The 22,770-nt window shown below is 74.1% G+C and carries 24 protein-coding genes; 12 read left to right on the top strand and 12 right to left on the bottom strand.

Features of this window, described 5'->3' with window-relative positions:
* Both O7607_RS03205 and O7607_RS03200 read left to right on the top strand, forming a co-directional pair.
* The gene (locus O7607_RS03205; RefSeq protein WP_269700887.1) at positions 1-948 is read left to right on the top strand and encodes a hydroxyacid dehydrogenase; all 948 of its coding nucleotides are present in this window, start codon (positions 1-3) and stop codon (positions 946-948) included.
* A 38-nt stretch (positions 949-986) separates the two neighbouring features.
* Positions 987-2,123, top strand: coding sequence for an acyl-CoA dehydrogenase family protein (locus O7607_RS03200; protein ID WP_442929515.1), 1,137 nt, complete (start codon positions 987-989; stop codon positions 2,121-2,123).
* 46 nt (positions 2,124-2,169) lie between these two features.
* Here the strand turns inward: O7607_RS03200 and O7607_RS03195 are convergent, their stop codons facing one another.
* Positions 2,170-3,015 (bottom strand): hypothetical protein, encoded by an 846-nt coding sequence (locus O7607_RS03195; protein ID WP_269700885.1) that lies wholly within the window; start codon positions 3,013-3,015, stop codon positions 2,170-2,172.
* A 134-nt stretch (positions 3,016-3,149) separates the two neighbouring features.
* Between O7607_RS03195 and O7607_RS03190 the strand changes: the two genes are divergently transcribed.
* The 4 genes from O7607_RS03190 to O7607_RS03175 are packed head-to-tail and all read left to right on the top strand — an operon-like array spanning position 3,150 to position 8,179.
* Complete coding sequence (locus O7607_RS03190; RefSeq protein WP_174533405.1) at positions 3,150-3,488, top strand: PadR family transcriptional regulator; 339 nt, start codon at positions 3,150-3,152, stop codon at positions 3,486-3,488.
* Complete coding sequence (locus O7607_RS03185) at positions 3,485-4,306, top strand: ATP-binding cassette domain-containing protein (protein ID WP_269700884.1); 822 nt, start codon at positions 3,485-3,487, stop codon at positions 4,304-4,306. The genes O7607_RS03190 and O7607_RS03185 overlap by 4 nt, the downstream gene beginning before the upstream one ends.
* A complete protein-coding gene (locus O7607_RS03180; RefSeq protein ID WP_269700883.1) occupies positions 4,303-4,989 on the top strand; it encodes a hypothetical protein in 687 nt (228 codons plus the stop codon). Before O7607_RS03185 ends, O7607_RS03180 begins: the two co-directional genes overlap by 4 nt.
* 52 nt (positions 4,990-5,041) lie before the next feature.
* The gene (locus tag O7607_RS03175) at positions 5,042-8,179 is read left to right on the top strand and encodes a BTAD domain-containing putative transcriptional regulator (protein ID WP_269700882.1); all 3,138 of its coding nucleotides are present in this window, start codon (positions 5,042-5,044) and stop codon (positions 8,177-8,179) included.
* Here O7607_RS03175 and O7607_RS03170 read toward each other — a convergent pair.
* Positions 8,163-8,909, bottom strand: a complete 747-nt coding sequence (locus O7607_RS03170) for an ABC transporter permease (RefSeq protein ID WP_269700880.1) — start codon at positions 8,907-8,909, stop codon at positions 8,163-8,165. The two genes, O7607_RS03175 and O7607_RS03170, sit on opposite strands and share 17 nt — an antisense overlap.
* Positions 8,906-9,847: an ATP-binding cassette domain-containing protein gene (locus O7607_RS03165; protein ID WP_269700879.1), complete on the bottom strand. Its 942-nt coding sequence runs from the start codon at positions 9,845-9,847 to the stop codon at positions 8,906-8,908. Before O7607_RS03165 ends, O7607_RS03170 begins: the two co-directional genes overlap by 4 nt.
* Before the next feature lie 179 nt (positions 9,848-10,026).
* Here O7607_RS03165 and O7607_RS03160 point away from each other — a divergent pair, with 179 nt between their 5' ends.
* The 3 genes from O7607_RS03160 to O7607_RS03150 all read left to right on the top strand — a co-directional run bounded on the left by O7607_RS03160 (position 10,027) and on the right by O7607_RS03150 (position 12,526).
* Complete coding sequence (locus O7607_RS03160; RefSeq protein WP_269700877.1) at positions 10,027-10,506, top strand: DUF4240 domain-containing protein; 480 nt, start codon at positions 10,027-10,029, stop codon at positions 10,504-10,506.
* A 77-nt stretch (positions 10,507-10,583) separates the two neighbouring features.
* Positions 10,584-11,540 carry a DUF3800 domain-containing protein gene (locus O7607_RS03155; protein ID WP_269700875.1) on the top strand — a complete coding sequence of 319 codons (957 nt, stop codon included), beginning with the start codon at positions 10,584-10,586 and terminating at the stop codon, positions 11,538-11,540.
* Positions 11,537-12,526, top strand: a complete 990-nt coding sequence (locus O7607_RS03150; RefSeq protein WP_269700874.1) for a BtrH N-terminal domain-containing protein — start codon at positions 11,537-11,539, stop codon at positions 12,524-12,526. The genes O7607_RS03155 and O7607_RS03150 overlap by 4 nt, the downstream gene beginning before the upstream one ends.
* Before the next feature lie 3 nt (positions 12,527-12,529).
* On the opposite strand, the gene O7607_RS03145 is transcribed toward O7607_RS03150, so the two are convergent.
* Positions 12,530-12,955, bottom strand: coding sequence for a VOC family protein (locus tag O7607_RS03145; RefSeq protein ID WP_269706879.1), 426 nt, complete (start codon positions 12,953-12,955; stop codon positions 12,530-12,532).
* A gap of 45 nt (positions 12,956-13,000) precedes the next feature.
* Positions 13,001-16,273, bottom strand: a complete 3,273-nt coding sequence (locus O7607_RS03140; RefSeq protein WP_269700872.1) for a hypothetical protein — start codon at positions 16,271-16,273, stop codon at positions 13,001-13,003.
* A 243-nt stretch (positions 16,274-16,516) separates the two neighbouring features.
* Here O7607_RS03140 and O7607_RS03135 point away from each other — a divergent pair, with 243 nt between their 5' ends.
* Both O7607_RS03135 and O7607_RS03130 read left to right on the top strand, forming a co-directional pair.
* Positions 16,517-17,392, top strand: a complete 876-nt coding sequence (locus O7607_RS03135) for a sulfotransferase domain-containing protein (protein WP_269700870.1) — start codon at positions 16,517-16,519, stop codon at positions 17,390-17,392.
* Between the two features lie 21 nt (positions 17,393-17,413).
* On the top strand, positions 17,414-18,124 hold the full coding sequence (locus O7607_RS03130) for a helix-turn-helix domain-containing protein (protein WP_269700868.1): 711 nt from the start codon (positions 17,414-17,416) through the stop codon (positions 18,122-18,124).
* Here O7607_RS03130 and O7607_RS03125 read toward each other — a convergent pair.
* Both O7607_RS03125 and O7607_RS03120 read right to left on the bottom strand, forming a co-directional pair.
* Positions 18,106-18,684 (bottom strand): dihydrofolate reductase family protein, encoded by a 579-nt coding sequence (locus tag O7607_RS03125; RefSeq protein ID WP_269700866.1) that lies wholly within the window; start codon positions 18,682-18,684, stop codon positions 18,106-18,108. The genes O7607_RS03130 and O7607_RS03125 overlap by 19 nt on opposite strands.
* Before the next feature lie 54 nt (positions 18,685-18,738).
* The gene (locus tag O7607_RS03120; protein ID WP_269700864.1) at positions 18,739-19,194 is read right to left on the bottom strand and encodes a rhodanese-like domain-containing protein; all 456 of its coding nucleotides are present in this window, start codon (positions 19,192-19,194) and stop codon (positions 18,739-18,741) included.
* Between the two features lie 70 nt (positions 19,195-19,264).
* Between O7607_RS03120 and ftrA the strand changes: the two genes are divergently transcribed.
* Complete coding sequence (gene ftrA / locus O7607_RS03115; protein ID WP_269700862.1) at positions 19,265-20,266, top strand: transcriptional regulator FtrA; 1,002 nt, start codon at positions 19,265-19,267, stop codon at positions 20,264-20,266.
* Here ftrA and O7607_RS03110 read toward each other — a convergent pair.
* From O7607_RS03110 to O7607_RS03090, 5 genes are all read right to left on the bottom strand, one after another.
* On the bottom strand, positions 20,233-20,601 hold the full coding sequence (locus O7607_RS03110; protein ID WP_269700860.1) for a nuclear transport factor 2 family protein: 369 nt from the start codon (positions 20,599-20,601) through the stop codon (positions 20,233-20,235). The two genes, ftrA and O7607_RS03110, sit on opposite strands and share 34 nt — an antisense overlap.
* Positions 20,579-21,055: an SRPBCC family protein gene (locus O7607_RS03105; RefSeq protein WP_269700858.1), complete on the bottom strand. Its 477-nt coding sequence runs from the start codon at positions 21,053-21,055 to the stop codon at positions 20,579-20,581. The genes O7607_RS03110 and O7607_RS03105 overlap by 23 nt, the downstream gene beginning before the upstream one ends.
* Positions 21,052-21,384 (bottom strand): ArsR/SmtB family transcription factor, encoded by a 333-nt coding sequence (locus tag O7607_RS03100; protein ID WP_269700857.1) that lies wholly within the window; start codon positions 21,382-21,384, stop codon positions 21,052-21,054. The genes O7607_RS03105 and O7607_RS03100 overlap by 4 nt, the downstream gene beginning before the upstream one ends.
* Positions 21,385-21,446: 62 nt before the next feature.
* Positions 21,447-22,262, bottom strand: a complete 816-nt coding sequence (locus tag O7607_RS03095; protein ID WP_269700855.1) for an NAD-dependent epimerase/dehydratase family protein — start codon at positions 22,260-22,262, stop codon at positions 21,447-21,449.
* On the bottom strand, positions 22,259-22,708 hold the full coding sequence (locus tag O7607_RS03090; protein WP_269700854.1) for a MarR family winged helix-turn-helix transcriptional regulator: 450 nt from the start codon (positions 22,706-22,708) through the stop codon (positions 22,259-22,261). The genes O7607_RS03095 and O7607_RS03090 overlap by 4 nt, the downstream gene beginning before the upstream one ends.
* Positions 22,709-22,770: the final 62 nt, after the last annotated feature.

The following is a 22,770-nucleotide window of genomic DNA, read 5'->3' as shown; positions in this document are numbered from 1 at the left end:
ATGCCCGCTCAGATCCTGCTCACCGAGCCCATCGCCGAGGCCGGGATGCGGCTGCTGCACGCCGCCGGTGAGGTGACCGTCGCCCACCTCACCGACCCCGCCGCGCTCGCGGCCGGCCCGCTCGCCACCGCCGACGCGCTCGTGGTGCGCTCCTCCCCGGTGACCGCCGCGATGCTGGAGGCCGCACCCCGGCTCCGGGTCGTCGGACGGCACGGCGCCGGGCTCGACGGCATCGACCTGGCCGCCGCGCGACGGCTCGGCGTGCCCGTGGTCGGCACGCCCGGCGCCAACGCCGACTCGGTGGCCGAGTTCGTCGTCCTGGCCGCGCTCGCGCTCGCCCGGCAGCTCACCCCCGCCGTGACCACGCTGGCGGCCGGTGGCTTCCCGCCCGGCCGGTCGCTGCCCGGCTCGGTCGTCGCCGCCGGACTGACCGGCACCATGCTCGCCGGCCGCACGCTGGGACTCGTCGGCCTCGGCGCGATCGGCCGGGGCGTCGCCGCCCGCGCCCGCGGGATGGGCATGACGATCCTCGGGTACGACGTGGCAGTCACCGAGCCGCCGGACGGCGTACGTCTGGTGGACCTGGACACTCTGCTCGCCGAATCGGACGTGGTCAGCCTGCACGTGCCCCAGACGCCGCAGACCACCGGCCTGATCGGCGCCGGCGCGCTGGCCCGGATGCGGCCGCACGCGCTGCTCGTCAACACCGCGCGGGCCGGCGTGGTCGACGGCGCGGCGGTGCTCGCCGCGCTCGACGCTGGCCGGCTGCGCGGCTACGCGGTCGACGTGTTCGCGCCCGAACCGCCCGCCGCCGACGACCCGATGCTGCACCACCCCCGCGTCCTCGCCACCCCGCACATGGCGGCGATGACCACCGACGCGCTCGACGCGATGGCCGTCGCCGTGGCGCGCGGCGTCCTCGCCCACCTGGAAGGAACCCGTACGTGACACTGACCGTCCCCGCGTCCGCCCTCGACTACTTCGGTGTGGACACGCTCGTCGACGACGACACCCGGGAACTCCAGGCCGCCGTGCGTGGCTTCGTGGACCGGCGGATCCGGCCGGAGGTCGCCGCCTGGTACGAGGCGGGCCGGCTGCCGGTGCGGGAACTGGCCCGGGAACTCGGTGAGCTCGGCGTGCTCGGGATGCACCTGGAGGGCTACGGCTGCGCCGGCACCTCGGCCGTCGCGTACGGCCTGGCCTGCTTCGAGCTGGAGGCGGGCGACTCGGGCCTGCGGTCCCTGGTCTCGGTGCAGGGGTCGCTGGCCATGTACGCGATCTGGCGCTTCGGCTCCGAGGAGCAGAAGCGCGAGTGGCTGCCCCGGATGGCCGCCGGTGAGGCGATCGGCTGCTTCGGGCTGACCGAGCCGGACTTCGGCTCGGACCCGGCCGGCATGCGTACCCGGGCCCGCCGCGACGGCGCCGACTGGGTACTCGACGGCACCAAGATGTGGATCACCAACGGCTCGGTGGCCGACGTCGCCGTCGTGTGGGCGCGTACCGACGAGGGCATCCGGGGCTTCGTCGTCCCGGCCGGCACGCCCGGGTTCACCGCACCGGAGATCACCCGCAAGCTCTCCCTGCGCGCCTCGGTGACCTCCGAACTCGTCCTCGACGGCGTGCGGCTGCCGGCCGACGCGATGCTGCCGGAGGCGGCCGGCCTGTCCGGGCCGCTGTCGTGCCTCAACGAGGCCCGCTACGGCATCGTCTTCGGCGCGCTCGGCGCCGCGCACGACTGCCTGCAGACCACAGTCGCGTACGCCCGCAGCCGGCAGATCTTCGACAAGCCGCTCGCCGCGTACCAGGCCACCCAGCTCAAGCTCGCCGACATGGCCCTGGAACTGGGCAAGGGGATGCTGCTGGCGATGCAGATCGGCACCCTCAAGGACGCCGGCACGCTGGACCACCGGCAGATCAGCCTGGGCAAGCTCAACAGCGTGCGGGAGGCCATCGCCATCGCCCGCGAGTGCCGGACGATCCTCGGCGCGGCCGGCATCACCCTCGACTACCCGGTGATGCGGCACGCGAACAACCTGGAGTCGGTGCTCACCTACGAGGGCACCTCCGAGGTGCACCAGCTCATCATCGGGCAGACGCTCACCGGTCACGCGGCCTTCCGCTGACCGTGGTGCCCGGCCCGTGATCGGACGATCCGGGCCGGGCACGCGCCTACCGCTTGACCAGGTTGCGCAGCGCCGAGAGCAGCGACCGGTGGCTCACCTCGGCGTAGATCTTCTTGTCCGGTCCGTAGAGGACGACGAACGGGCACTGCTGGTCGTCCCCGCCCATGGTCTTGTCCAGCAGCCTGCGGCCGGTCGCCACCTCGTAGACCCGCAGGCGGTAGGTGGCCTTCAGCAGCGTCAGCGTGTCCGGCTTCGGGTCGTCGTAGCGGCACTTGCGGATCGTCGCGCCGGTGCTCGTCCGGTCCAGGCAGGCGACCATCTGCACGGTCTTCGGGTCCTCCGACGCCCAGGTCCGTTCCACCCGCTTCGACAGGCCCTCGTCGTAGTAGTAGACCCGGTCGTGGCGGCGGTCCGTGCCCATGTCGGTGCCGACGAGCAGCGCCACCGGGTGCGGCGCCGCCCCGGCGCGCTTCGGCGACTGCGGGAAGTAGAGGACGCCGTCGCACACGTCGTTCAGGTCGGAGATCTGCGCCGCCGGGAAGTCGCTGGGCTGCGGCCCGCGCGTCGAGGGCTCCACGCTCGCCGTCGTACCGGGCGCAGGTGTCGCGCCGGACGACCGCCAGGGCGCCACCGGCGGCGCGGCCGGCTCCGGTTCGGAGGCCTCGCGCGGCGAGGAACCCAGCAGGAACGCACCGCCGATCAGGCCCGAGCACGCCACCAGCAGCAGCACGCTCAGCACCGCGACGGCAATGACCAGACCCCGGTTGCGGCCGGTCGACGGCGGACCGGGCGGAGGGTACGGCCCGTACGGCGCGGCCGACCACGCCACCACTGCGGGTAGTTCTGCGTCCCGCGCCGCTCCCTGATCCGATCCGGCCCCCGTGTCGGACATGCGCATTCCCCCGTCGAACCCGTGCGAGCGCGCAACTTATCAGGATCCGTCGCGCGGGGATGCCCGTACTAGGTGGTTGCGCTACCTAGATGGCGGCGCTACCGTCGTCCGGTGAACGTCGCGTCAGGAGCGGGATGAACCAGGAACGGCGGGCGCAGTGGCTGCGCGGAGTGCTCGACCTCTGCGTGCTCGCGCTGCTGAGCCGGGGCGAGTCCTACGGGTACGAGCTGTCCCAGGCGCTGCGCGCCCACGGGCTGGGCGCGGTACAGGGCGGCACCCTGTACCCGGTGCTGCTGCGGTTGCAGCGCTCCGGCCTGCTCACCGCGCACTGGCGGGAGGGCGGGACCGGCCCCGCGCGTAAGTACTACCGGATCAGCCCGGAGGGCAGCGCGGCGTTGCGGGCGGCCGCGAACGACTGGAGCGCCTTCGCGTCGAGCGTCGGCACGATACTGAGCGAGGAGCCGAAGCGGTGAACCACGACCTCTGGCTCGCCGCCCTCACCGGCGAGCTGCGCCGGCACGGGGTGGGGCCCGACCTGACCGGTCACGTCGTCGCCGAGGCGGCCACCCACCTGCTCGACAGCGGGGAACCGCCGCTGCGGGTCTTCGGCGCGCCGCAGACGTACGCCCAGGCGGTGGTCGACAGCCTCGGCGGCCCCGACGTGCGTCCGCCGCGCCGCCAGCCCGGACCGGTGCGGCTCGCCGCGCAGGGCATCACGAAGCGCTACCGGGGGCGGACCGTCCTGGATCGGGTCGACCTCACCGTCCGGGCGGGCGAGATCGCGGCGGTGGTCGGCGCCAACGGCGCCGGCAAGAGCACGTTCCTGCGGATCTGCGCCGGCCTGCTGAGCCCGGACGCGGGGACCGTCGACGTGCACGGCACGCTCGGCTACTGCCCGCAGGACGGCGGCACCGCCGAGTTCCTCAGTCCCGACGAGCACTTCGTGCTGATCGGCGCCGGCCGAGGGCTGGGCCGGACGGCGGCGCGGCGGGCCGGGCGCGCGGAGGCGGCCGGCCTGGAGTGGACGCCGCCGCGGCGCACCCAGGCGCGGCACCTCTCCGGCGGCACGCGGCAGAAGCTCAACCTGGTGCTGGCCCGGCTCGGCGAGCCGGACGTGCTGCTGCTCGACGAGCCCTACCAGGGGTTCGACAGGGGCACCTACCTCGACTTCTGGCACGAGGTGTGGCGGTGGCGCGACGCCGGCAAGGCCGTCGTGGTCGTCACCCACCTGCTCAACCAGCTCGACCGCGTCGACGTCGTGCTCGACCTTTCCGGGGAGCGGAACGCATGAGCCGGACCCTCGTGGTGGCCGAGGCCGCCCTGCGCGAGCTGCTGCGCCGCCGTACCGTGCTGGTCATCCTGCTGCTGATGCCGCTGGCCTTCTACCTGAGCCGCCGCGGCGACTTTCTCGGGCAGTCGATCCGCTTCGTCTGTCTCGGCCTGGCCTGGGCGCTCAGCACCGCCGCGCTGTTCGCGGGCAGCGCGGCGCGGGGCATGGAACCCCGCCTGCGGCTCTCCGGCTACGGCAGCCGGCATCTGGTGCTCGGCCGGCTGCTCGCGCTCTGGACCGTCGGCGTGCTGCTGTCCACGCCGTACTTCCTGCTCGTCCTGGCCGACCAGCGCGACGTCCGGTACGGCGCGATCGCGCTGATCATGGTGCTGACCGTGTTCGTGTCGGTGCCGTTCGGTCTGCTGCTGAGCGCCGTGCTGCCGCGCGAGCTGGAGGGCACGCTGGTGCTGCTGACGGTGGTCGGTCTCCAGATGGTGATGGACCCGGCGGGCAGCGCCACCCGGGCGCTGCCGTTCTGGTTCAGCCGCGAGCTCGCCACGTACGCCGTCGACCACACCGACGGCGGCTACCTCACCCGGGGCCTGACCCACGGGCTGGTCTTCGCTGTCGCGCTCACGGTGCTGGTCGTGGTGGCCGCCGCGGTGCGGCTGCGGCAGCGCCGGCATCTGCGCCTGGCCACCTGACCCCCGCGCCCGGCGGACCGGATCGAATCGCAGGGCGTGGCAGGATCGGCGGGTGCAGATCGGGTTGCTCGGGCCGTTCCAGGTCACCACGCACGGCGGCCTACCGGCCGACGTGCCGGGCGCGCGGCTGCGTGGGCTGCTGGCCGCCCTCGCACTCCAGCCCGGCCGGGTGGTCCCGAAGGCGACGCTCGTCGACTGGATCTGGGGCGAGCAGCCGCCCGCCGACGCCTCGAACGCGCTGCAACGCCTCGTCTCCCGGCTGCGCAAGGCGCTGCCGGCGGGCGCCGTCGACGGGCTGCCCGACGGCTACCGCCTCGCCGTCGAGCCCGACACCGTCGACGCCGTACGGTTCGAACGTCTTGTCGGCCGGGCCCGCGACGGCGACGGGCCGCAGCGGGTACGGCTGCTGCGCGAGGCGCTGGGCCTGTGGCGCGGCGACGCGCTGCGCGACATCGGCCTGCCCGACAGCCCGGCGCTCGACGCGGCGGCCACCCGGCTGGAACGGCTGCGCCTGACCGCGACCGAGGACCGGTACGACGCGGAGATCGGGCTCGGCCGGGAGGCCGACCTCGTCCCGGAGCTGACCGACCTGGTGGCCGCCCATCCGGTGCGTGAGCGGCTCGCCATGGCGCTGATGCGCGCGCTGGTCGCGGCCGGCCGGGACACCGAGGCGCTGATGGTCTACCAGCGCACCGCCGACGCGCTCGCCGACGCCCTTGGCGCTGATCCGTCGCCGGAGCTGTCGGCGCTGCACGTCGCCCTGCTGCGCGGCGAGACGGCACGCCGCGACGACACCCGCCGGACCAACCTGCGCGCCGAGCTGACCAGCTTCGTCGGCCGGGACGCCGACCTCGCCGCCGTCGGCGCGCTGGTGGCCGAACACCGGCTCACCACGCTCACCGGTCCGGGTGGCTCCGGCAAGACCCGGCTGGCCACCGAGACCGGCCGCCGGATGACCGGAGACCTGCGGGACGGGGTGTGGCTGGTGGAGTTCGCCGCGATCAGCGCCGACGGGGACGTGGTGCAGACGACGATCTCCGGGCTCGGCCTGCGCGACGCGCTGCTCGGCGACGCGGGCAGCGCGGAACCGGTCGACCGGCTGGTCGCGGCGATCCGGGACCGGGCGATGCTGCTGATCCTGGACAACTGCGAACACGTCGTCGAGGCGGCGGCGACGCTGGCGCACCGGCTGCTCGGCGAGTGCCGGCGGCTGCGGATCCTGGCCACCAGCCGGGAGCCACTCGGCATCACCGGGGAGGCGCTGTGGCCGGTCGCGCCGCTGGGCCTACCCGGCGGCGACGCCCCGGTCGCCGAGGTCGAGTCGTCGCCCGCCGTTCGCCTGCTGCGGGACCGGGCCGCGGCCGTCCGCCGCGACCTGGCGTTCGACGAACACACGTCGGCGACCATGGCGCGGATCTGCCGCGCGCTCGACGGCATGCCGCTGGCCATCGAGCTGGCCGCGGCGCGGCTGCGCACCATGTCCGTCGACCAGCTCGCCACCCGGCTCGACGACCGGTTCCGGCTGCTCACCGGCGGCAGCCGGACCGCCCTGCCCCGGCACCGGACGCTGCGCGCCATGGTCGACTGGAGCTGGGAACTGCTCACCGACGCCGAACGCGCGGTGCTGCGCCGGCTGTCGGTGTTCTCTGGCGGGGCGGGCCTGGACGCGGCCGAGCGGGTCTGCGCCGGCGGTGCCGTCGAGCCGGGCGACGTGCTCGACCTGCTCACCACACTCACCGAGAAGTCGCTGCTGGTCGCCGCCGGCGACGTCGCGCCGCGCTACCGCATGCTCGGCACCATCAAGGAGTACGCCGCGCAGCGGCTCGCCGAGGCGGGGGAGACGCACACCGCGCGCCACGCGCACCTGGCGTACTTCACCGCGCTGGCCGAGGCCGCCGAGCCGCGGCTGCGCCGCGCCGACCAGCTCACCTGGCTCGCCCGGCTCGAAGCCGAGCACGACAACATCACCGCCGCGATGCGCGGCGCGCTCGCCGCGGGCGAGGGACGCGAGGCGATGCGGCTCGCAGCCGGCGCCGGCTGGTACTGGTGGCTCGGCGGCCACCGGACCGAGGGCATGGAACTGATCGTCGCGGCCACCGAGACGCCCGGCGACGTGCCCGACCACATCCGCGCCGTGGTGTACGGGCTGGTGGTGGTCTTCCTCACCTCCGGGCCGGGCGACGCACAGCACGCGGCCGAGTGGATCCACCGGGCGTACCGGTTGAGCGGGGAGGGTCGCGGCGGGCACCCGGAGCTGGCCCTGGTCGTGCCGATGGAACGGATGCTGCGGGAGCCGGACGCGCTGCTGCCCGCCTGGGAGTCGCTGCTCGACCACACCGACCCGTGGGTACGCGCGCTGGCCCGGCTGCACCTGGGCAAGCTGCGCGTCATCCTCGGCATCGAGGCGGCGGAGGCGGAGGCGTGCCTGCGGCAGGCGCTCGCCGAGTTCCGGGCGATCGGGGAACGCTTCGGGATCTCGTTCGCGCTCAGCGAGCTGGCCGAGCTGACCGCCGTACGCGGTGACGTCGCCGCCGCCTGCGACTACTACGAACAGGCCGTCGCGGCGGTGACCGAGGTCGGTGCCGTCGAGGACGTGATCCGGACACGGGCGCGGCTGGCGTGGCTGTACCGGCTGGACGGCGACGAGGCGGCGAGCGCCGCCGCGCTGGCCGAGGCGCAGCGGCTCGCCGCAGGGGTCGCCTGGCCGGGCGCGCTGGCCGAGCTGGCGCTGACGAAGGCGTACCTGGCCCGGCACGACGGTGACGCGGACGAGGCGTACGCACAACTGCGGTCCGTGTCGGCGCTGCTCGGCGACGAGGCGAACCTGGCGGGCGTCCGGGCCGGCATCGAGGATCTGCTGGGCTACCTGACCGACGACGTCGAGCAGTCCCGTACCCATCGGGCGGCGGCGTGCCGGGCGGCGCGCGAGGGTGGCTACGCGCCCCTGACCGCGCAGGTGCTCGTCGGCGTCGCGGACCTGGCGGTGCGGCTCGACCGGCCGGACCAGGCGGCGCGGCTGCTCGGGGCCGCCACCGCGGTACGCGGGCTGCTCGACCGCGCCCACCCCGACGTGCCCCGGATCGAGGCGGCAGCGCGCGACCGCCTCGGCGACGCGGGGTTCGCCGAGGCGGTCGCAGCGGGCCGGGAGACCGGCTGGGAGCGGCTGGTCGAGGTCACGCTCGCTTCGTGAACGTGGACCGCGCCCACAGGTAGCCGACCACCGCGATGCCGGCGCACCAGGCGAGCGCGGGGATCACGTCGCCGGCCGACGGCGCACCTTCGAGCAGGCCGCGCAGGGTCTCGATGATCGGCGTGAACGGCTGGTACTCGGCGAACTGCCGCAGTCCCGGCCCCATCTTGTCGGCGGGCACGATCGCGCTGCTGAAGAACGGCAGCAGGACCAGCGGCACGGAGGCCATGCCCGCCGACTCCGGCGACTTGGCGAACAGGCCCAGCGCGACTGTGAACCAGCTGACCGCGACGCTGAGCAGCACCACCACGCCGGCCACGCCGAGCCAGTGCAGGGGCTCGGCGGGCGGGCGGAAGCCGAGCAGGAACGCCACCCCGACCAGGGCCGACACCGCGAGGACGTTCGTCAGCACGGTGGCGACGACGTGCCCGGTCAGCACCGCGCCCCGGGAGACGTGCATGACCTTGAACCGGTTGATGATGCCCTTCGTCATGTCGGAGTTCACCGACGTCGCGGTGCCGCCGAGGCCGTAGCAGACCGCCAGCAGCATCAGGCCCGGCGTCGCGTAGTCGACGTAGTCGACGCCGACGGAGAACGCATCGCCGAGCATGTACACGAACATCAGCATCACGATGATCGGCATCAGCACGGCGTTGAACACCGACGTGGGGTTGCGGCGCAGGTGCGTCAGGTTGCGGCGCAGCATGACGACCGAGTGGTTTCTGCTCATTTCGCGGCCACCTCCGGGGCGCGGCCCGTCAGGGCCAGGAAGACGTCGTCGAGGTCGGGGGTCTGCACGGACAGGTCGCCGGCGCTGATCGCGTGCGCGTCGAGCCGGTCGAGCAGGGCGCGCAGCGCCGCGGTCCCGCCGTCGGTGGGCACGCGCAGAGCAAGTGCCTCCTCGTCGCGTACCGCCTCCGGCAGCACCAGCGCCGCCGCGTCGAGTTCGGCGCCGGTGCCGAACCGCAACCGCACGTGCGTGCCGGGGATCCGGCGCTTCAGCTCCTCCGACGTGCCCTGGGCGACCAGCCGGCCCTGGTCGAGCACCGCGATCCGGTCGGCGAGGCGGTCGGCCTCGTCGAGGTACTGGGTGGTGAGGAAGACCGTCACGCCGCCGGCCACCAGTTCCCTGATGATCGACCACATGGTGCGCCGGCTGCGCGGGTCCAGCCCGGTCGTCGGCTCGTCCAGGAAGATGATCCGCGGCTCGCCGACCAGCGTCATCGCCAGGTCCAGCTTGCGGCGCATGCCCCCGGAGTACGCCGACACCAGCTTGTCGGCGGCCTCGACCAGGTCGAACCGTTCCAGCAGCTCGGCGACGACGCGCTTGCCGGTCACCCGGTTGCGGGGGCCGAGGTCGACCATGAGTTGCAGGTTCTCCCGCCCGGTGAGCAGTTCGTCCACCGCCGCGAACTGCCCGGTCACGCCGATCGCCGCGCGGACCGCCCTGGCCTCGGTGGCCACGTCGTGCCCGGCGACCCGCACCGATCCGGCGTCGGCGCGGATCAGCGTGGTCAGGATGTTCACCGTCGTCGTCTTGCCGGCCCCGTTCGGGCCGAGCAGGGAGAAGATCGTCCCGGCGGGGACGTCCAGGTCGATGCCGTCGAGCACCACCCGGTCCTTGTACGCCTTGCGCAGCCCGGAGACCGCTATCGCTGAACTCGTCATGCGACCACCATGGGCGGCCGTACCGCCACCGCCCTGACACGGCGCTGACACGGCCGCTGACAGCTTGTCGGTGGGGCGGCGTACGGTCCCGCCGTGGATCGGGAGACGTTCTGGGACATCGTGGAGCGGGCGCGTCGCGCCGCGGGACGCGAGACGGTCACCGCCGAGGGGCCGACGTCGTGGCCCGGCACCTGGTCGCGGAGCTGTCGGCGCTGAGTCCGGCGACGATAGTGGGCTTCGAGCAGGCGTACGACGACGTTACGTCCGAGGGGTGGCGCTGGGATCTGTGGACGGCCGCCTACCTGATGCGCGGCGGCTGCTCGGACGACGGGTTCGACTACTTCCGCGGCTGGCTGGTGGCGCAGGGGCGGGCGGTCTGGGAGCGGGCCGTCGCCGATCCCGACTCCCTCGCCGACGCCGGCGTCGACCCGGACGACGACGCGCTCGACTGCGAGGCGGTGCTGAGCGCGGCGGGCGACGCGTACGCCGAGGCGACCGGCGCCGGCACCGACGCGTTCTGGGAGGCGCTCGACGCCGCCGACCGCGCCGCTCCCGCCCAGCCGGCCGACCCGGCCGGTGAGGACTTCGACTTCGACGACGACGAGCAGATGCGCGCCCGGCTGCCGCGCCTGACCGCGATCTACCGGCCGGTGGAATGAGGTCCACGACCCGCCGCCCGACCCGATCCGGCTTAACCGCTGGTCCGTCGCGGCCCGGGTGGGCGAGCATGGTCGGCATGGCCGGATCGACGGGTGCGAGGCTGCCGCTGCAGGGCGGGCTGCCACCCGGCGCGGCGCTGACCGGCGCGGTGCGGGAGATCGCCTGCGACGAGTCCGGCTTCTCCGGCACCAACCTGCTCGACCCGGCAACCCCGGTGATCGTCCACGCCAGCGTCGACCTGAGCCGCGACGAGGCCGCCGAGCTGATCCGCACGCTGCGGTCCGGGTTCCGGTTCTCGCCCGACGAGGTCAAGTCCCGGCAGTTCCTGCGCCGCCGGGAAGCCGCCGAGGCGGTGGGCTGGTTCCTGTCGGCGCTGCGCGGCCGGGCGCACGTGCACCTGGTCGACAAGGAGTTCTTCCTCGCCACCCGGGTCGTCGACCTGCTGCTGGCCGAGCCGTCGTACGCGGCGGGCACCCGCCTCGCCGGTGACCGGCGTCCGGCCGCGGCGGCGCTGCACCGGGCCGGGCGGGCGGCCGGGCCGGACTGGGCGGGCTTCCTCGCCGCCGTGGTCGAGATGCTGCGCACCAAGCGGCGGGACCGGGCGGACGACCGGAGCGTCGACCGGTTCTTCGCCGCGCGGGACGCGTTGCGGCGCCACGTCGGCGACGCGCAGGCAGGCGCGGTCCTCGACGCGCTCGACCCGGCCCGGGTGGCAGCCGTGCAGGCCCGGTTGTACGCGGGCGACCGGACGATCCCGCCGCCGCTGGAGCCGCTGCTGCCGGCGCTGGCCGAGACCGTCCTGCACTGGAGCGGCGGCCGGCGGCGGGTGCTGGTGATCCACGACGAGCAGAGCGCGCTCACCGAGGACCGGCTGCGCCGCCTCCAGACGGCACTGGCCGCCGGTGATCCGCCCGGCCCGTCACCGCTGGCCGGGCTGGTGATGACCGATTCGCGCGACGACCCCCGCGTCCAGGCCGCCGACCTGCTCGCCGGGGTGGCCCGCCGGATGCCCGGCGTACAGGAGCCGTCGTGATCCTCGACGACGTGACGCCGACCGGCGGGGTGCACTGCGAGACCACCACGCTCGGCGTGCTGACCCGGCACGCCGGCCTGAGCCTGTCCGAGCCGATGCTGTTCGGCCTCGGCGAGGGGCTCGGCTTCGTCTACTGGGACGCCAAAGGCATGGACGTGCCGTTCCTCGGCGGGCGCACCAAGCCGCTGTGCGTGACCCGGGCCGCCGCCGGCCACCTGGGCCTGGACCTGCGCGTCCGGGAGACGACGTCGGCGGCCAGGGCGTGGCGGAACGTCACCGAGGCGCTGGACGCCGGACAGCCGGTCGGCCTGCAACTGGACTCGTACCACCTGGACTACTTCACCACCAAGGTCCACTTCGGCGGGCACACCGTCGCGATGTACGGCTACGACGACACCCACGCCCACCTGGTCGACACCGCCCAGCAGGGCGGCGCGGTGACCACCACGTTGGACAGCCTCGCCCGGGCCCGCGCCGCGCGTGGACCGATGACCGCGCGCCACCTGTCGTACACGCTCACCGCGCCCGGCGCCCCGCCAGACCTGGCCGCCGCCGTACGCGCGGCGGTACGCGCCAACGCCGGGGCGTTCCTCGACCCGCCGATCGCCAACCTCGGCCACCGGGGGATCGCCACCGCCGCCGGCCGGGTCACCCGCTGGCTGGACCGCGCCGCCGACCCGGCCCGGGGCCTTCCGCTCGCCGCGACGCTGATGGAACGCGGCGGCACCGGCGGCGCACTGTTCCGCGCCCTGTACCGGGACTTCCTCGCCGAGGCCGCCACCGTCACCGGCGACGCCCACCTGCGCCGGGCACAGCTGATGTACGCCGACATCGCGCCACTGTGGACCGCCGTCGCCGACCACATCGCCGACGCCGGGCGGACCGGCGACGCGGCCCACCTGACCCGCGCGTCGGCGGTCCTGGCCGACCTGGCTGTGCGCGAACGCGAGGCGATGACGGTGCTGGCGGCCGTGGACGCCGGGTAGCCGTCAGCTCAGCTGCTGGGCCAGCGCCACGATGACGCCCGCCGGGCCACGCAGGTAGCAGAGGCGGTAGACGTCCCCGTAGTCCGCCACCTCACCGATCAGCTCGCCGCCGTGGGCCCGCAGGCGGGCCACCGTGTCGTCGACGTCGTCCACGGCGAACATGACCGACCGCAGGCCCAGCGTGTTCGGCGGCGCGCCCGCCGGTTCGGCGGCGACGAGCGCCGGTGCCCGAAACCGCGTCAGTTCGAGCTTGCCGTGGCCGTCGGGCGTCCGCATCATCGCGATGTCGACCCGGACGCCGTCGATGCCGTTGACCCGGTCCACCCACTGCCCCTCGACCGGCATCTCGCCCTCCACCTCCATCCCGAGTTCGGTGAAGAAGGCGATCGCGGCCGGCAGGTCGTCCACCACGACGCTGACGTGGTCCATCCGCTGAAGCGTCACGCCTCGAGCATAGGACGGCGTCCGGCCTGGTCAGCTCATGTCGAGCGTGTACGCCGCCTCCCGCACGTCGGCGTCCGGATGGCGGCGCAACCCGATCAGCAGGTCCCGCCACGGCGTCTTCCAGCCGAACTCCGACCCGCGCGCGACGAGCGCCACCGCGAACAGCCCACCGGCCAGGTCTCCGCGCCCGGCGAGGTGGGCGACGGTGCCGGCCAGGGCCGCCGGGTCGGGCCGCCGCCGCATCGTGAGCAGACGATCACCGACGCGTTGCGCGGTACGGACAGCGACCACGGGCCGGTCCGCGCAGAGCGCGGCGACCTCGTCCAGGTCGTCGAGCCGCCCGAGGTCGACGAGCAGGCCGGTGGCCGTACCCAGGAAGCCGTCCCGGCCGGCGAGCCACCGCGCGGCCTCGACCAGCCCGGCCCGGTCGGCGCCCGCGGGGCGGCTGTCGGACCACAGGGCCGCGCCCTCGGCGAGCGACTCGACGCGCCGCCGGGCGGGCCGGTCGGTCACCGGGCCGCCCGGGTCGTCGTCGGTCGCGTCCCGCTGGACCAGCCGCTCCAGCGCGGCCCGGAAGGCCTCGTCCCCACCGGCTCGCAGCAGGTTCGCCACCCCGATGCTCGGCGTCGTCTCGTCCGGGTCGGTGAGCCGGTCCACGACCAGGTCGGTGACGCCGGTCAGCCACTGCGACCACTCGCCGAGCGCGTCGAACGCGGCGCGGCGGACCTCCCGGTCGTCGGCACGGCACGCCGCCACGACCAGGCCGGCGTAGCTGCGGCGGTGCCGCTCCGAGATCCCCGACGGGTACGCGCCGAGCACCGCGCGCCGCTCCTCCCGGCTGGCGTGCACCGCCGCGCGCAGCACGGCCCAGGTCGCCTCGGGTCCCAGCCGCTGCCGGGCGGCGGAGACGATCGCCGCGCGCACGTCGCGGTGCGTGCCCGGATCGGCGTACGCCTCGCCGAGCGTCGCCATCGCGTCCACCCGCGCGTAGCGGGCCAGCAGCCGTGCGGCCTCCTTGCGGCTGGTGACCTTCGCGGCGCCGGTCAGCACCCCGCCCAGCAGTTCGGTCAGGCGGGCCGGCGGAACGTACCGGGCGGCCCGTCCGGCGGCGTACAGCGCGACGCGTGCCCGGTCGCCGTCGGCGTACCGCAGCAGCACCGGGAACGCCTCGTCCGGCCGATCGGTCCAGACCAGCGCACCCAGCGCCGCCTCGGCGACTGGCACCTCGGACGCGTCGACGTGGCGCAGCACCAGTTCGCGCCCGGCCGGGCCGGCCCCGGCTGCGGCCCGGATCGCCGCCGCCCGCTGCCACACCCGGTGACCGGAGTCGGCGATGACGCGGGCCTGCAGCGCGACGAACCGGTCCTGGTGGCGGGGGAGCCACCGCTGGGCGTGCGGGGCCGGGCCGGGCACCCACCGCTTTCCCTTCTCCACGAACCGGCCGCGCGGGGCGCGGTCCAGCACCCGGTCGAGCAGGTCGGTGCGGGAGGTGCAGACGATCGTCCACACCTCGTGGAGCGCCACCGCCGAGGCGTCGACGTCGAGCACCTCGGCGACGCGCTGCGAGCGGGTACGCGGATCGGCGAGCCACAGCCTGGTCGCCGTGTGGGCCACCGGGGGCAGGGTGTCCGGCCCGATCGCCCGGCGCAGCAGGTCCTGCAGTTCCGGCAGGCGCCAGGCCCGCCGGCCGAGCGCGTGGGTGAGCGCGAACAGCAGCCCGTACCGGGCGCGTGCCATACCGGCCTCGATCCGGCCGCGCAGCCGGTCGAACACCACAGCCTCCTGGCCGTGCCGCAGCACCGTGTCGAGGCGGCGCAGCACCGGTACGTTCGCGTCGCTGCTCACCGCGTCGATCGTGAGCAGTGCCCACTCGGCCAGCTCCGGCACGTCCACGTGGAGCGTGAGGACGTCGACGGCGAGCCGGCTCAACGCGGTGGTGGTGGTCGCCGAGGTGTCCCGCGCGTCCACCGCGTCGGTGGTGAGCCCGGTCAGTCCGCCCGCGCTCGTGGCGGTGAGCAGCGGCGCCACGCCGGCCAGCGCGGTGAGCGCGGCCGCGCGTACCGGATCCTGCTCGTTGCGCAGCCGGCCGAGCCGGACCACCACCTGGGCCACCGTGCGCGGGTCGCGGGAGCGGCGCGCCGCGGCCACCAGCAGTCGCCAGCCGTCCGCGCGCTCCTCCGCGTCGCCCGAGCGCAGCGCCGCGCTCGCCGACGCGGACGCCTGCGGCCACGGCAGGTACGCGCTCCAGAACCGCACCTGCTCCTCCCGCTCGCGGACCGCAGGCAGGGTCAGCACCCGGGCCGCCTCGCGCGCCCGCACCGGGGCCGGCAGCACCTCCATCACCGCGGTGCCGGGCAGCAGCGCGGTGGTGTCGGTGTCGGCCAGCGCGCCGTCGTACAGCTCCGCGCGGCGGCTCGGCGCGACGGCGTGCAGCAAACCGGCGAGCGCCCGGTCGCGCTCCCGCAGCCGGGCGGCGAGCGGGATCAGCTCGTCCGTGGGCAGCGCGGCGAGGCGGCGCAGCAGCGCCCGGGGCAGCGCGGTCCGGGCCAGCCAGGCCGCGCGGGCCGGGGAGACGAGCAGGCGTACGACCCGGCGCGCGTCGTGTGTGGCGAGCCGCCCGTAAGCGACGAGCGGGCCGGGCAGCGACTCCTCGGGCGCGTACGCGTCGAGCAGGTCCAGTGCCCGCGCCGGATCGCCGTGCAGCACCGCTGCGGCGACCTCCGCCCAGAGCCGCCCGCGCCTCTCGGGCGGGGCCGAGGCGAGCCGTTCACCGGTGCGCGCCAGCACGATGTCGGAGTGCGTCCGCATCAGCCGTTCCGGGTTCAGCGCGTGCTCCAGGTCGGGCAGCCAGGTCCGTACCGTCTCGGGGCCGCAGGCGGGCAGCAACGCGGCGGCCTCGTGGTCACCGAACCGCTCGCGTACCCCGATGATCAGTGCGTCGGCGACGGCCGGTGACGGCCGGCGGCGCAGCGCCCGGTAGACGCGCCGCCGCGCCTCCGCCGGCCGGTCGGTCAGGTCGGCGGGCGTCACGCCGGCCCGCACGGCGGCGGTCAGCGCGGTGGCGGCGATCGACGGCTCCGGATCGAACGTCGCGGCCAGGACGGCCGCGGTGTCCCGGGTGGCCAGCGCGGCGAGCAGCGCGAGTCGCCGCTCGTAGCTGCCGTGCCGGCGCAGGTCGGCGCAGACCTGCGCACGGTCGGGTGCGGTGCGTGCCCACGCCACGAGGCGCCGCGCCCGGTCACGGTGGGACAGCGGGTCGAGTGCGGTCAGCAGATCGCGGGTGGGGGTGAGCACGGCGCTCATTGTGCCGGTGCACGAGCGTGCGCTGCTGCCCCGCCGCACTATTCCGCAATTCCTATGGAAATTGTAGATTTTCAGCGTTCTCCCAGCTGACCGGGATTGACATTAATCGGACCGTCGGGGATATTCCTAGCGGCGCGTCGGGGCGCGGGGCGGAGCAGGCGAGGTCTGCGGACTTCACCTGCGTGACGTGCGGAAAGGTGTTCGTGCTGCCCCTGCTCCGCGGGGCCCGGGTGAGGTTGGGAAATGATTAATCGGGCCGTCGAATTCGCCAAGCACAATTCGCCGAATTCTCTGCGCGTCAAGGCCCGGCGGGCGCAGATGGAAGCGCGCAACGCCCGTATGCGACTCACCGTTCCGGTGGTGGCACGGAGCGAGTTCGCCAACATCTTCCACTGCACCGTCCGCAAGACCGGCAGCCAGTGGATCAAGGCGCTGTTCAGCGACCCGGCCGTCTACCGCCACTGCGGGCTGCTGCCGTACGACCCGCGCTTCTACGCTGGCGGGGCGACCGCACCGGTGCCGGCCGGCCGCGTGGGCCTGGCGATCTTTCTCTCCCACAAGCGGTTCGAGGCAGTGCCCAAGGCCGGCAGCTACCGCGCGTTCTTCGTGATCCGCGACCCGCGCGACGTGGTCGTGTCGAGCTACTTCTCGCTGCGCAACTCGCACGCCCCGATGGGCGACATCCCCCAGGCGCGCAAGGCCCTCCAGGAACTGCCGAAGAAGGAGGGCATGCTCTACGTCATCGACCGGCTGCGCGACAAGAAGCAGTTCGGGCAGATGCGCTCCTGGGCGGTCGCGCCGGCCGACGAGACGTTCCGGCTGTTCCGCTACGAGGACCTGACCGGCGAGCGGCAGACCGAGGAGGTCGACCAGCTCATGCGGCACTGTGGGATCACGCTGCCGCCGGCCGAGCTGGAGGCCCTGCTGGCTCGCTACAGCTTCACCAAGATGAAGAAGTCGAAGGAGACCCCGGGGCGGATCTCCCACTACCGCAAGGGCGCGTCCGGCGACTGGCGCAACCACTTCGACGACGACATCTACGCCGCGTACACGAAGGCGGCCGGCGACCTCGCGGAGATCCTCGGCTACCCCGCCCGGGACGAGTCACCCGCCCGCTGACGATCGCCGTATGCTCCTGCCGTGGAGCTGCGGTTCACCACACGCTCGTCCGACTCGGCCTGGGTCGACACCGTGTGGACCTGCGTCAGCGATCGGGTCGACGAGATGACCTCGGTGGCGACGCCGTGCTGGGGACTGGTGTTCTGGCAGCGCGACGGGCGCTCGTACGCGGCCCTCTCCGGCCCCGAGACCGCTACCGGCACCGCGCCGGTGCCCGAGGGTGCGAGCTTCGTCGGCATCGAGTTCGCGGTGGGCACCTCGCTGCGGCTCGTACCCACGCCCGCGCTTGTGGACGGCGGCGCCGAGCTGCCCGACGCGGGCCGCCGCACGTTCCGCCTCGACGGCGGCCGGTGGGAGACACCCGGCCCGGACGACGCGGAGGCGCTTGTGGAGCGGCTGGTCCGCGCCGGGGTGGTGGTCCGCGACCCGCTCGTCACCGAGGCGTTGCGCGGCGGCCGTCCACCGGCGTCACCGCGTACCCTCGAACGTCGGTTCCGGGCGGCGACCGGGCTGACCCGGGGAGCGGTGCGGCAGATCGACCGCGCGCGCCGGGCCGCCGTGCTGCTGGCCGCCGGCGGCCCGCCCGCCGACGCGGTCACCACCTTCGGGTACGTGGACGAACCGCACCTGGCCCGCGCGCTGCGCCGGTACGTCGGGCGGACGGCCGGTGAGCTGCGCGCGGGCGCCGGTGGCGCGATCGCGCTGGACCCGGCTCAGCGGGTCACGTCGTAGATGAGTTTGACGACGCCGTTGGGGTAGGCGGCGCTGTCGCGCAGACGCAGCTTCTGCCGGTCCCGGTCCGCCTGGGTGAACAGACTTTTGCCGGCGCCGAGCAGCACCGGGAAGACGAGCAGGTGGTACCGCTCGATCAGGTCCGCCTCGGCGAGACGGCGGGCGAGTTCGGCGCTGCCGTGGATGAAGATGTCGCCGCCGTCGCCCTGCTTGAGCGCGGCGACGTCGGCGGTGCTGCGCAGGACCGTCGTCGGCCCCCAGCCGTCGACCAGCGCGTCGTCGGGCAGGGTGGACGACACCACGTACTTGGGTAGGTCCCGGTAGGCGGCGTGGTCCTCGGAGTCGCGCCAGGTCGGCGCGAACGCCTCGTAGCTGCGGCGGCCGAACATCAGCGCCGTGGTCTGTGCCAACTCCTCGCCCTTGAGCGAGAACGCCTCCGGCAGGAACTCGACGTCCTTGACGACCCAGCCGCCGCTGCGGTGGTCCTCGCCCGGACCACCGCCGGGGGAGTCCACCACGCCGTCGAGCGACATGAATCCGGTGTAGACAAGATCACGCATGCGGCCATGCTAGGAACGGCCACCACCTGCCGTCTTGTACGGAACCGACACGGCTCAGCAGCCGCACGAGACGCCGGCCGGGGCGGTGAGGTCGTCGGCGGGCCGCCGGACCAGCCCCGCCTCGGTGCGTACCGGGAAACCCTCCCGCACCCAGTACTCGTACCCGCCGATCATCTCCTTGACCGGGCGGCCGAGCCGGGCGAACTCCAGCGCCGCGCGGGTGGCCCCGTTGCAGCCCGGCCCCCAGCAGTAGGTGACCACAGTGGCGCCCGGCGGGACCAGCTCGCCCGCCCGGGCGGCGATCTCCGCGGTGGGCAGGTGCACCGCGCCGGGGATGTGCCCCTGCCGCCATGCCGGTAGGGAGCGGGAGTCGACCACGACCAGGCCCGGTACGCCCGCCTCCAGGTCGGCGTGCACGTCGCTGACGTCGGCCTCGAACGAGAGCCGGGCCGCGAAGTGGGCGAGGGCGTCGGCGGGACGGGCGGCGGGGATGCGCAGGACGTTCGGCATGACCCCATCGTGGTGGCCGCCGTCCGGCCGCTCCAGTGGCGCGAGCGACGCCTGTCGCTAAGATCCCGCCATGAACCGCTCCACCGTGTCGGTGCTGGCGTACGAGGGCATGTCGGTGTTCGAGACCGGCATCGTCACCGAGGTCTTCGGCCTGCCCCGGCCGGAGTTCGACGTCCCCTGGTACGAGCTGACCGTGTGCGCGGAGACCCCCGGCGCGGTGCGGCTGGTCGGCGGCGCCACGCTGCACACCGGCCACGGACTCGACGCGTTCGCCGCCGCCGACACGCTGATCGTGCCGGGCGTCGCCGACGTGCACGCCGACCCGTCGCCCGCGCTCACCGACGCGCTCCGCGCTGCACACCGGCGCGGCGCCCGCATCGTGACGATCTGCTCGGGCGCGTTCGCCCTGGCCGGCGCGGGACTGCTCGACGGTCGCCGCGCCACCACCCACTGGCGGTACGCCGACCTGCTCGCCCGCCGCCACCCGGCGGTACGCGTCGACCCGGACGTGCTCTACGTCGACGACGGGAACATCCTCACCAGCGCCGGCAGCGCGGCCGGCCTCGACCTCTGCGTCCACTTGGTACGCCGCGACCACGGCCCGACGATCGCCAACGCGGTCGCCCGCCGGCTGGTCGTACCGCCGCACCGCGAGGGCGGCCAGGCGCAGTTCATCGAGGCGCCGGTGCCCGGCGACCCGGAGGACGACCGGCTCGCGGCGAGCATGTCCTGGGCGCTGGCGAACCTGAACACCCCGATCACCGTCGACCGGCTGGCGCGGCGGGCGCACATGTCGGCGCGTACCTACCTGCGGCACTTCGCGCGGGCCACCGGCACCAGCCCGATCCGGTGGCTGATCGACCGGCGCGTCCAGGCCAGCCTGCCGCTGCTGGAGACGACCACCGCGCCGATCGAGGAGGTCGCCACGACCGTCGGGTTCGAGACGGCCGTGACGTTCCGGCACCACTTCACCGCCGCGATGCGGACCTCGCCGTCGGCGTACCGGCGGGCCTTCACCCGGCCCGGCGGCCGCCGCGCTCACGACCCGGCGGACCCCAGCGGTACGACGTAGGAGTCGACGCGGGCGATGAGGCCGTCCCGGAACGTGAACAGGTCGTTGAAGGCGAACCGGAACGGCCCGTGCTCGACGCTGACGCCCCGGCCCTCGCCGGTGACCACGACGACCGGTCCGTCCTCGTGTACACGCTCGACGTCGAGCTGCGGGCTGCCGGTGAACGCCGGGTTCTCGATCTCGCCGTCGAACTCCGCGCGGCCCCGGGTGGTGCGGTGGCCGTGGATGACCCACTCGACGTCGTCGGTGAGCGTGGCGAGGATGCGCTCGTGGTCGCTCGCCCGGAAGCCGTCGAAGTACTCGGCGACCAGGTCACGCTGGGTTGCTCGGGTCACTGCTGTCTCCATCGTCGTGGTGTCGGAGGTGCGCGGCGAGGGCGTCGAGGATCGAGGCGAGCCCGTCGGCCGCCTGATCGGTGCGCAGCTCGGGCGGGAGCTTGCGCTGGTGCACGGTGAGGTCGGTGCCGTCTCCGGCGGGCCGCAGCGTGACTGTGGTGCGCAGGCCGGTGACCGGCTCGTCGAACACCAGCTCACGCGGCGCATCGACGGACACATAGACGAACCGCAGACGCCCGGTCCGACCGTCCGGGGCGCGGGTGTCGAGCGCGAACTCCCCGCCCGGTCGCAGGTCGACGGTCACCGAGCCTGGCGGCACCGTGGCGTGCGAGCCGCCCCAGAACGCGGCGATGCCGGACGGTGAGGTGAAGGCCGCCCACACCCGGTCCGGCGTGGCGGGCAGGTGGCGCAGCGCGATCAGTTCGTCGCCGTGGCGTTCGGTACGGGCCCTCACCGGGTCGCCTCCGGACCGGAGAGGTGCTCCTCGAGCGCGTCGAGGCGGTCGTCCCAGGCGCGACGCTGCTCGTCGATCCACGTGCTCATCCGGGCGAGCCGGTCGACGCGCAGCCGGCACGGCCGCCGCGTGCCCTCCCGTCGCTGCTCGACCAGGCCGCACCGGCGCAGGACGCCGACGTGGTGGGAGATCGCCTGCGGCGTCAGGTCGAACGGCTCACCCAGCTCGCCCACTGTGGCCTCACCCCGGGCGAGGCGGGTCACCAGGGCGCGGCGGACCGGGTCGCCGAGGGCGGCGAAGGCGAGATCGAGGTCCGGATCGGACTGCATGCCCTCACGCTACCGCAAACACACGTTTGCGCAAACGATCCTTTGTTTATGCTGGCGCCGGGTCAGAGCGCGCCGCTGCGGACAGCCTCGTAGATGGTGCTGATCGTCGGTGTGAAGCCGAGGCTGCGGGCGAGGCTGATGTCCATCTGCCCCCGCCACGGCTGACTGAGCAGTTCGGCGGAGGAGCCGTAGGAGTAGCCGACGAGCTGGGACATCTCGTAGATGCTCAGGGGTGACTCGTCGGCGATGTTGACGGTGCGGTTGTCGAAGGCGCCCGCGAGGGCCAGTGCGAACGCCGTGGCGATGTCGGCGTGGTGGCAGACGCTCAGTCTCTGTGCCGGGTGCCACCCCATGCCGGCCGCGAGTTCGGGCAACGATTCGAGGTGCCCGTCCCGGTCTCCGTAGATGAAGGGAAGCCGCAGGACGCCCCAGGTGAGCCCGCTGGCACGAAGCAGCTGCTCGGCTTCGATCTTGCTGGCGGGGTAGGCGAGCGTCGGCGCGACGGGGTCGTCCTCACGCCCGGGGTGCGGGCTGTCGGCGCCGTAGACGTTGGACGTGCTGGCCAGCAGGAACCGGGCCTCCGGCGCGTGCTTCTGAACGGCGGCGATCAGGTTGCGGGTGCCGTCCCGGTTGACGGCCCAGATCTGGTCGTCGTCGCGGGTGCGGAACACGGCGGCCAGGTGGATGATCGCGGTGACGCCATCCACGGCCGCCGGCAGGGAGTCGGGGCTGAGGACGTCACCCTCGACGCGCCGCACGCCTTCGGGGACGTCTCTTCCGGGACGGACGAGGGCGCGGCACTCGACACCCGCCGCGGTGAGTCGCCCGAGCAGGCGGGAGCCGACGAGGCCCGTTCCGCCGGTCACGAGAACGGTCATGATCCGTGCTCCTTCCGGTAGTCGATGAGTCGTCTGGTCGCGCCGCTGAGGACGCGGTTCATGGTTTCGATGTCCGCGGGGTCGACTCCGCCGAAGGCGACTTCCGCGATCAACGCCATCGGATCGGGGAGCGAGTGCCACAGGTCCACGCCGGCCGGCGTGATGTGCAGCTGTTTCTGACGCTGGTCGGCCGGGTCGGGCACCTGTTCGATCAGCCCTTTGCGGACGAGCGCTGCGATGACCGCGCTGAGGGTCGCCCGTTCGACCTCGAGTTCGCGGGTGAGGATGCGCTGGCCGACCGGCCGGCCCTCGCTCAGCCGGTACAGCACGTACCACTGGGTGTTCCCGAGATCGTAGGGACGCAGCACGGACTCCATGAGGGCCCGGCTGGCGAGGAAGTACTTCTTCGCCCAGACGCCCGGAGCGTCCAGCTCGGAGGCGTTCATTTCGTTAGGCACCTGACAACATTGTCAGCCGCCTAACGAAAAGTCAAGGAGTGGCTGCGCAC

Source organism: Micromonospora sp. WMMA1949 (genome assembly GCF_027460145.1).
Lineage (GTDB): Bacteria > Actinomycetota > Actinomycetes > Mycobacteriales > Micromonosporaceae > Micromonospora.
Note: the sequence above shows the minus strand (reverse complement) of the source record. Positions and strands in the feature narration are given on the sequence as shown.

What these genes read in the sequence shown, in the direction of transcription:
- O7607_RS03205 (WP_269700887.1), top strand. Translation starts at nt 1, where the DNA reads ATGCCCGCTCAGATCCTGCTCACCGAGCCCATCGCCGAGGCCGGGATG.
- O7607_RS03195 (WP_269700885.1), bottom strand. Translation starts at nt 3,015, where the DNA reads ATGTCCGACACGGGGGCCGGATCGGATCAGGGAGCGGCGCGGGACGCA.
- O7607_RS03190 (WP_174533405.1), top strand. Translation starts at nt 3,150, where the DNA reads ATGAACCAGGAACGGCGGGCGCAGTGGCTGCGCGGAGTGCTCGACCTC.
- O7607_RS03180 (WP_269700883.1), top strand. Translation starts at nt 4,303, where the DNA reads ATGAGCCGGACCCTCGTGGTGGCCGAGGCCGCCCTGCGCGAGCTGCTG.
- O7607_RS03170 (WP_269700880.1), bottom strand. Translation starts at nt 8,909, where the DNA reads ATGAGCAGAAACCACTCGGTCGTCATGCTGCGCCGCAACCTGACGCAC.
- O7607_RS03165 (WP_269700879.1), bottom strand. Translation starts at nt 9,847, where the DNA reads ATGACGAGTTCAGCGATAGCGGTCTCCGGGCTGCGCAAGGCGTACAAG.
- O7607_RS03155 (WP_269700875.1), top strand. Translation starts at nt 10,584, where the DNA reads ATGGCCGGATCGACGGGTGCGAGGCTGCCGCTGCAGGGCGGGCTGCCA.
- O7607_RS03145 (WP_269706879.1), bottom strand. Translation starts at nt 12,955, where the DNA reads ATGGACCACGTCAGCGTCGTGGTGGACGACCTGCCGGCCGCGATCGCC.
- O7607_RS03140 (WP_269700872.1), bottom strand. Translation starts at nt 16,273, where the DNA reads ATGAGCGCCGTGCTCACCCCCACCCGCGATCTGCTGACCGCACTCGAC.
- O7607_RS03135 (WP_269700870.1), top strand. Translation starts at nt 16,517, where the DNA reads ATGATTAATCGGGCCGTCGAATTCGCCAAGCACAATTCGCCGAATTCT.
- O7607_RS03125 (WP_269700866.1), bottom strand. Translation starts at nt 18,684, where the DNA reads ATGCGTGATCTTGTCTACACCGGATTCATGTCGCTCGACGGCGTGGTG.
- O7607_RS03120 (WP_269700864.1), bottom strand. Translation starts at nt 19,194, where the DNA reads ATGCCGAACGTCCTGCGCATCCCCGCCGCCCGTCCCGCCGACGCCCTC.
- ftrA (WP_269700862.1), top strand. Translation starts at nt 19,265, where the DNA reads ATGAACCGCTCCACCGTGTCGGTGCTGGCGTACGAGGGCATGTCGGTG.
- O7607_RS03100 (WP_269700857.1), bottom strand. Translation starts at nt 21,384, where the DNA reads ATGCAGTCCGATCCGGACCTCGATCTCGCCTTCGCCGCCCTCGGCGAC.
- O7607_RS03095 (WP_269700855.1), bottom strand. Translation starts at nt 22,262, where the DNA reads ATGACCGTTCTCGTGACCGGCGGAACGGGCCTCGTCGGCTCCCGCCTG.
- O7607_RS03090 (WP_269700854.1), bottom strand. Translation starts at nt 22,708, where the DNA reads ATGAACGCCTCCGAGCTGGACGCTCCGGGCGTCTGGGCGAAGAAGTAC.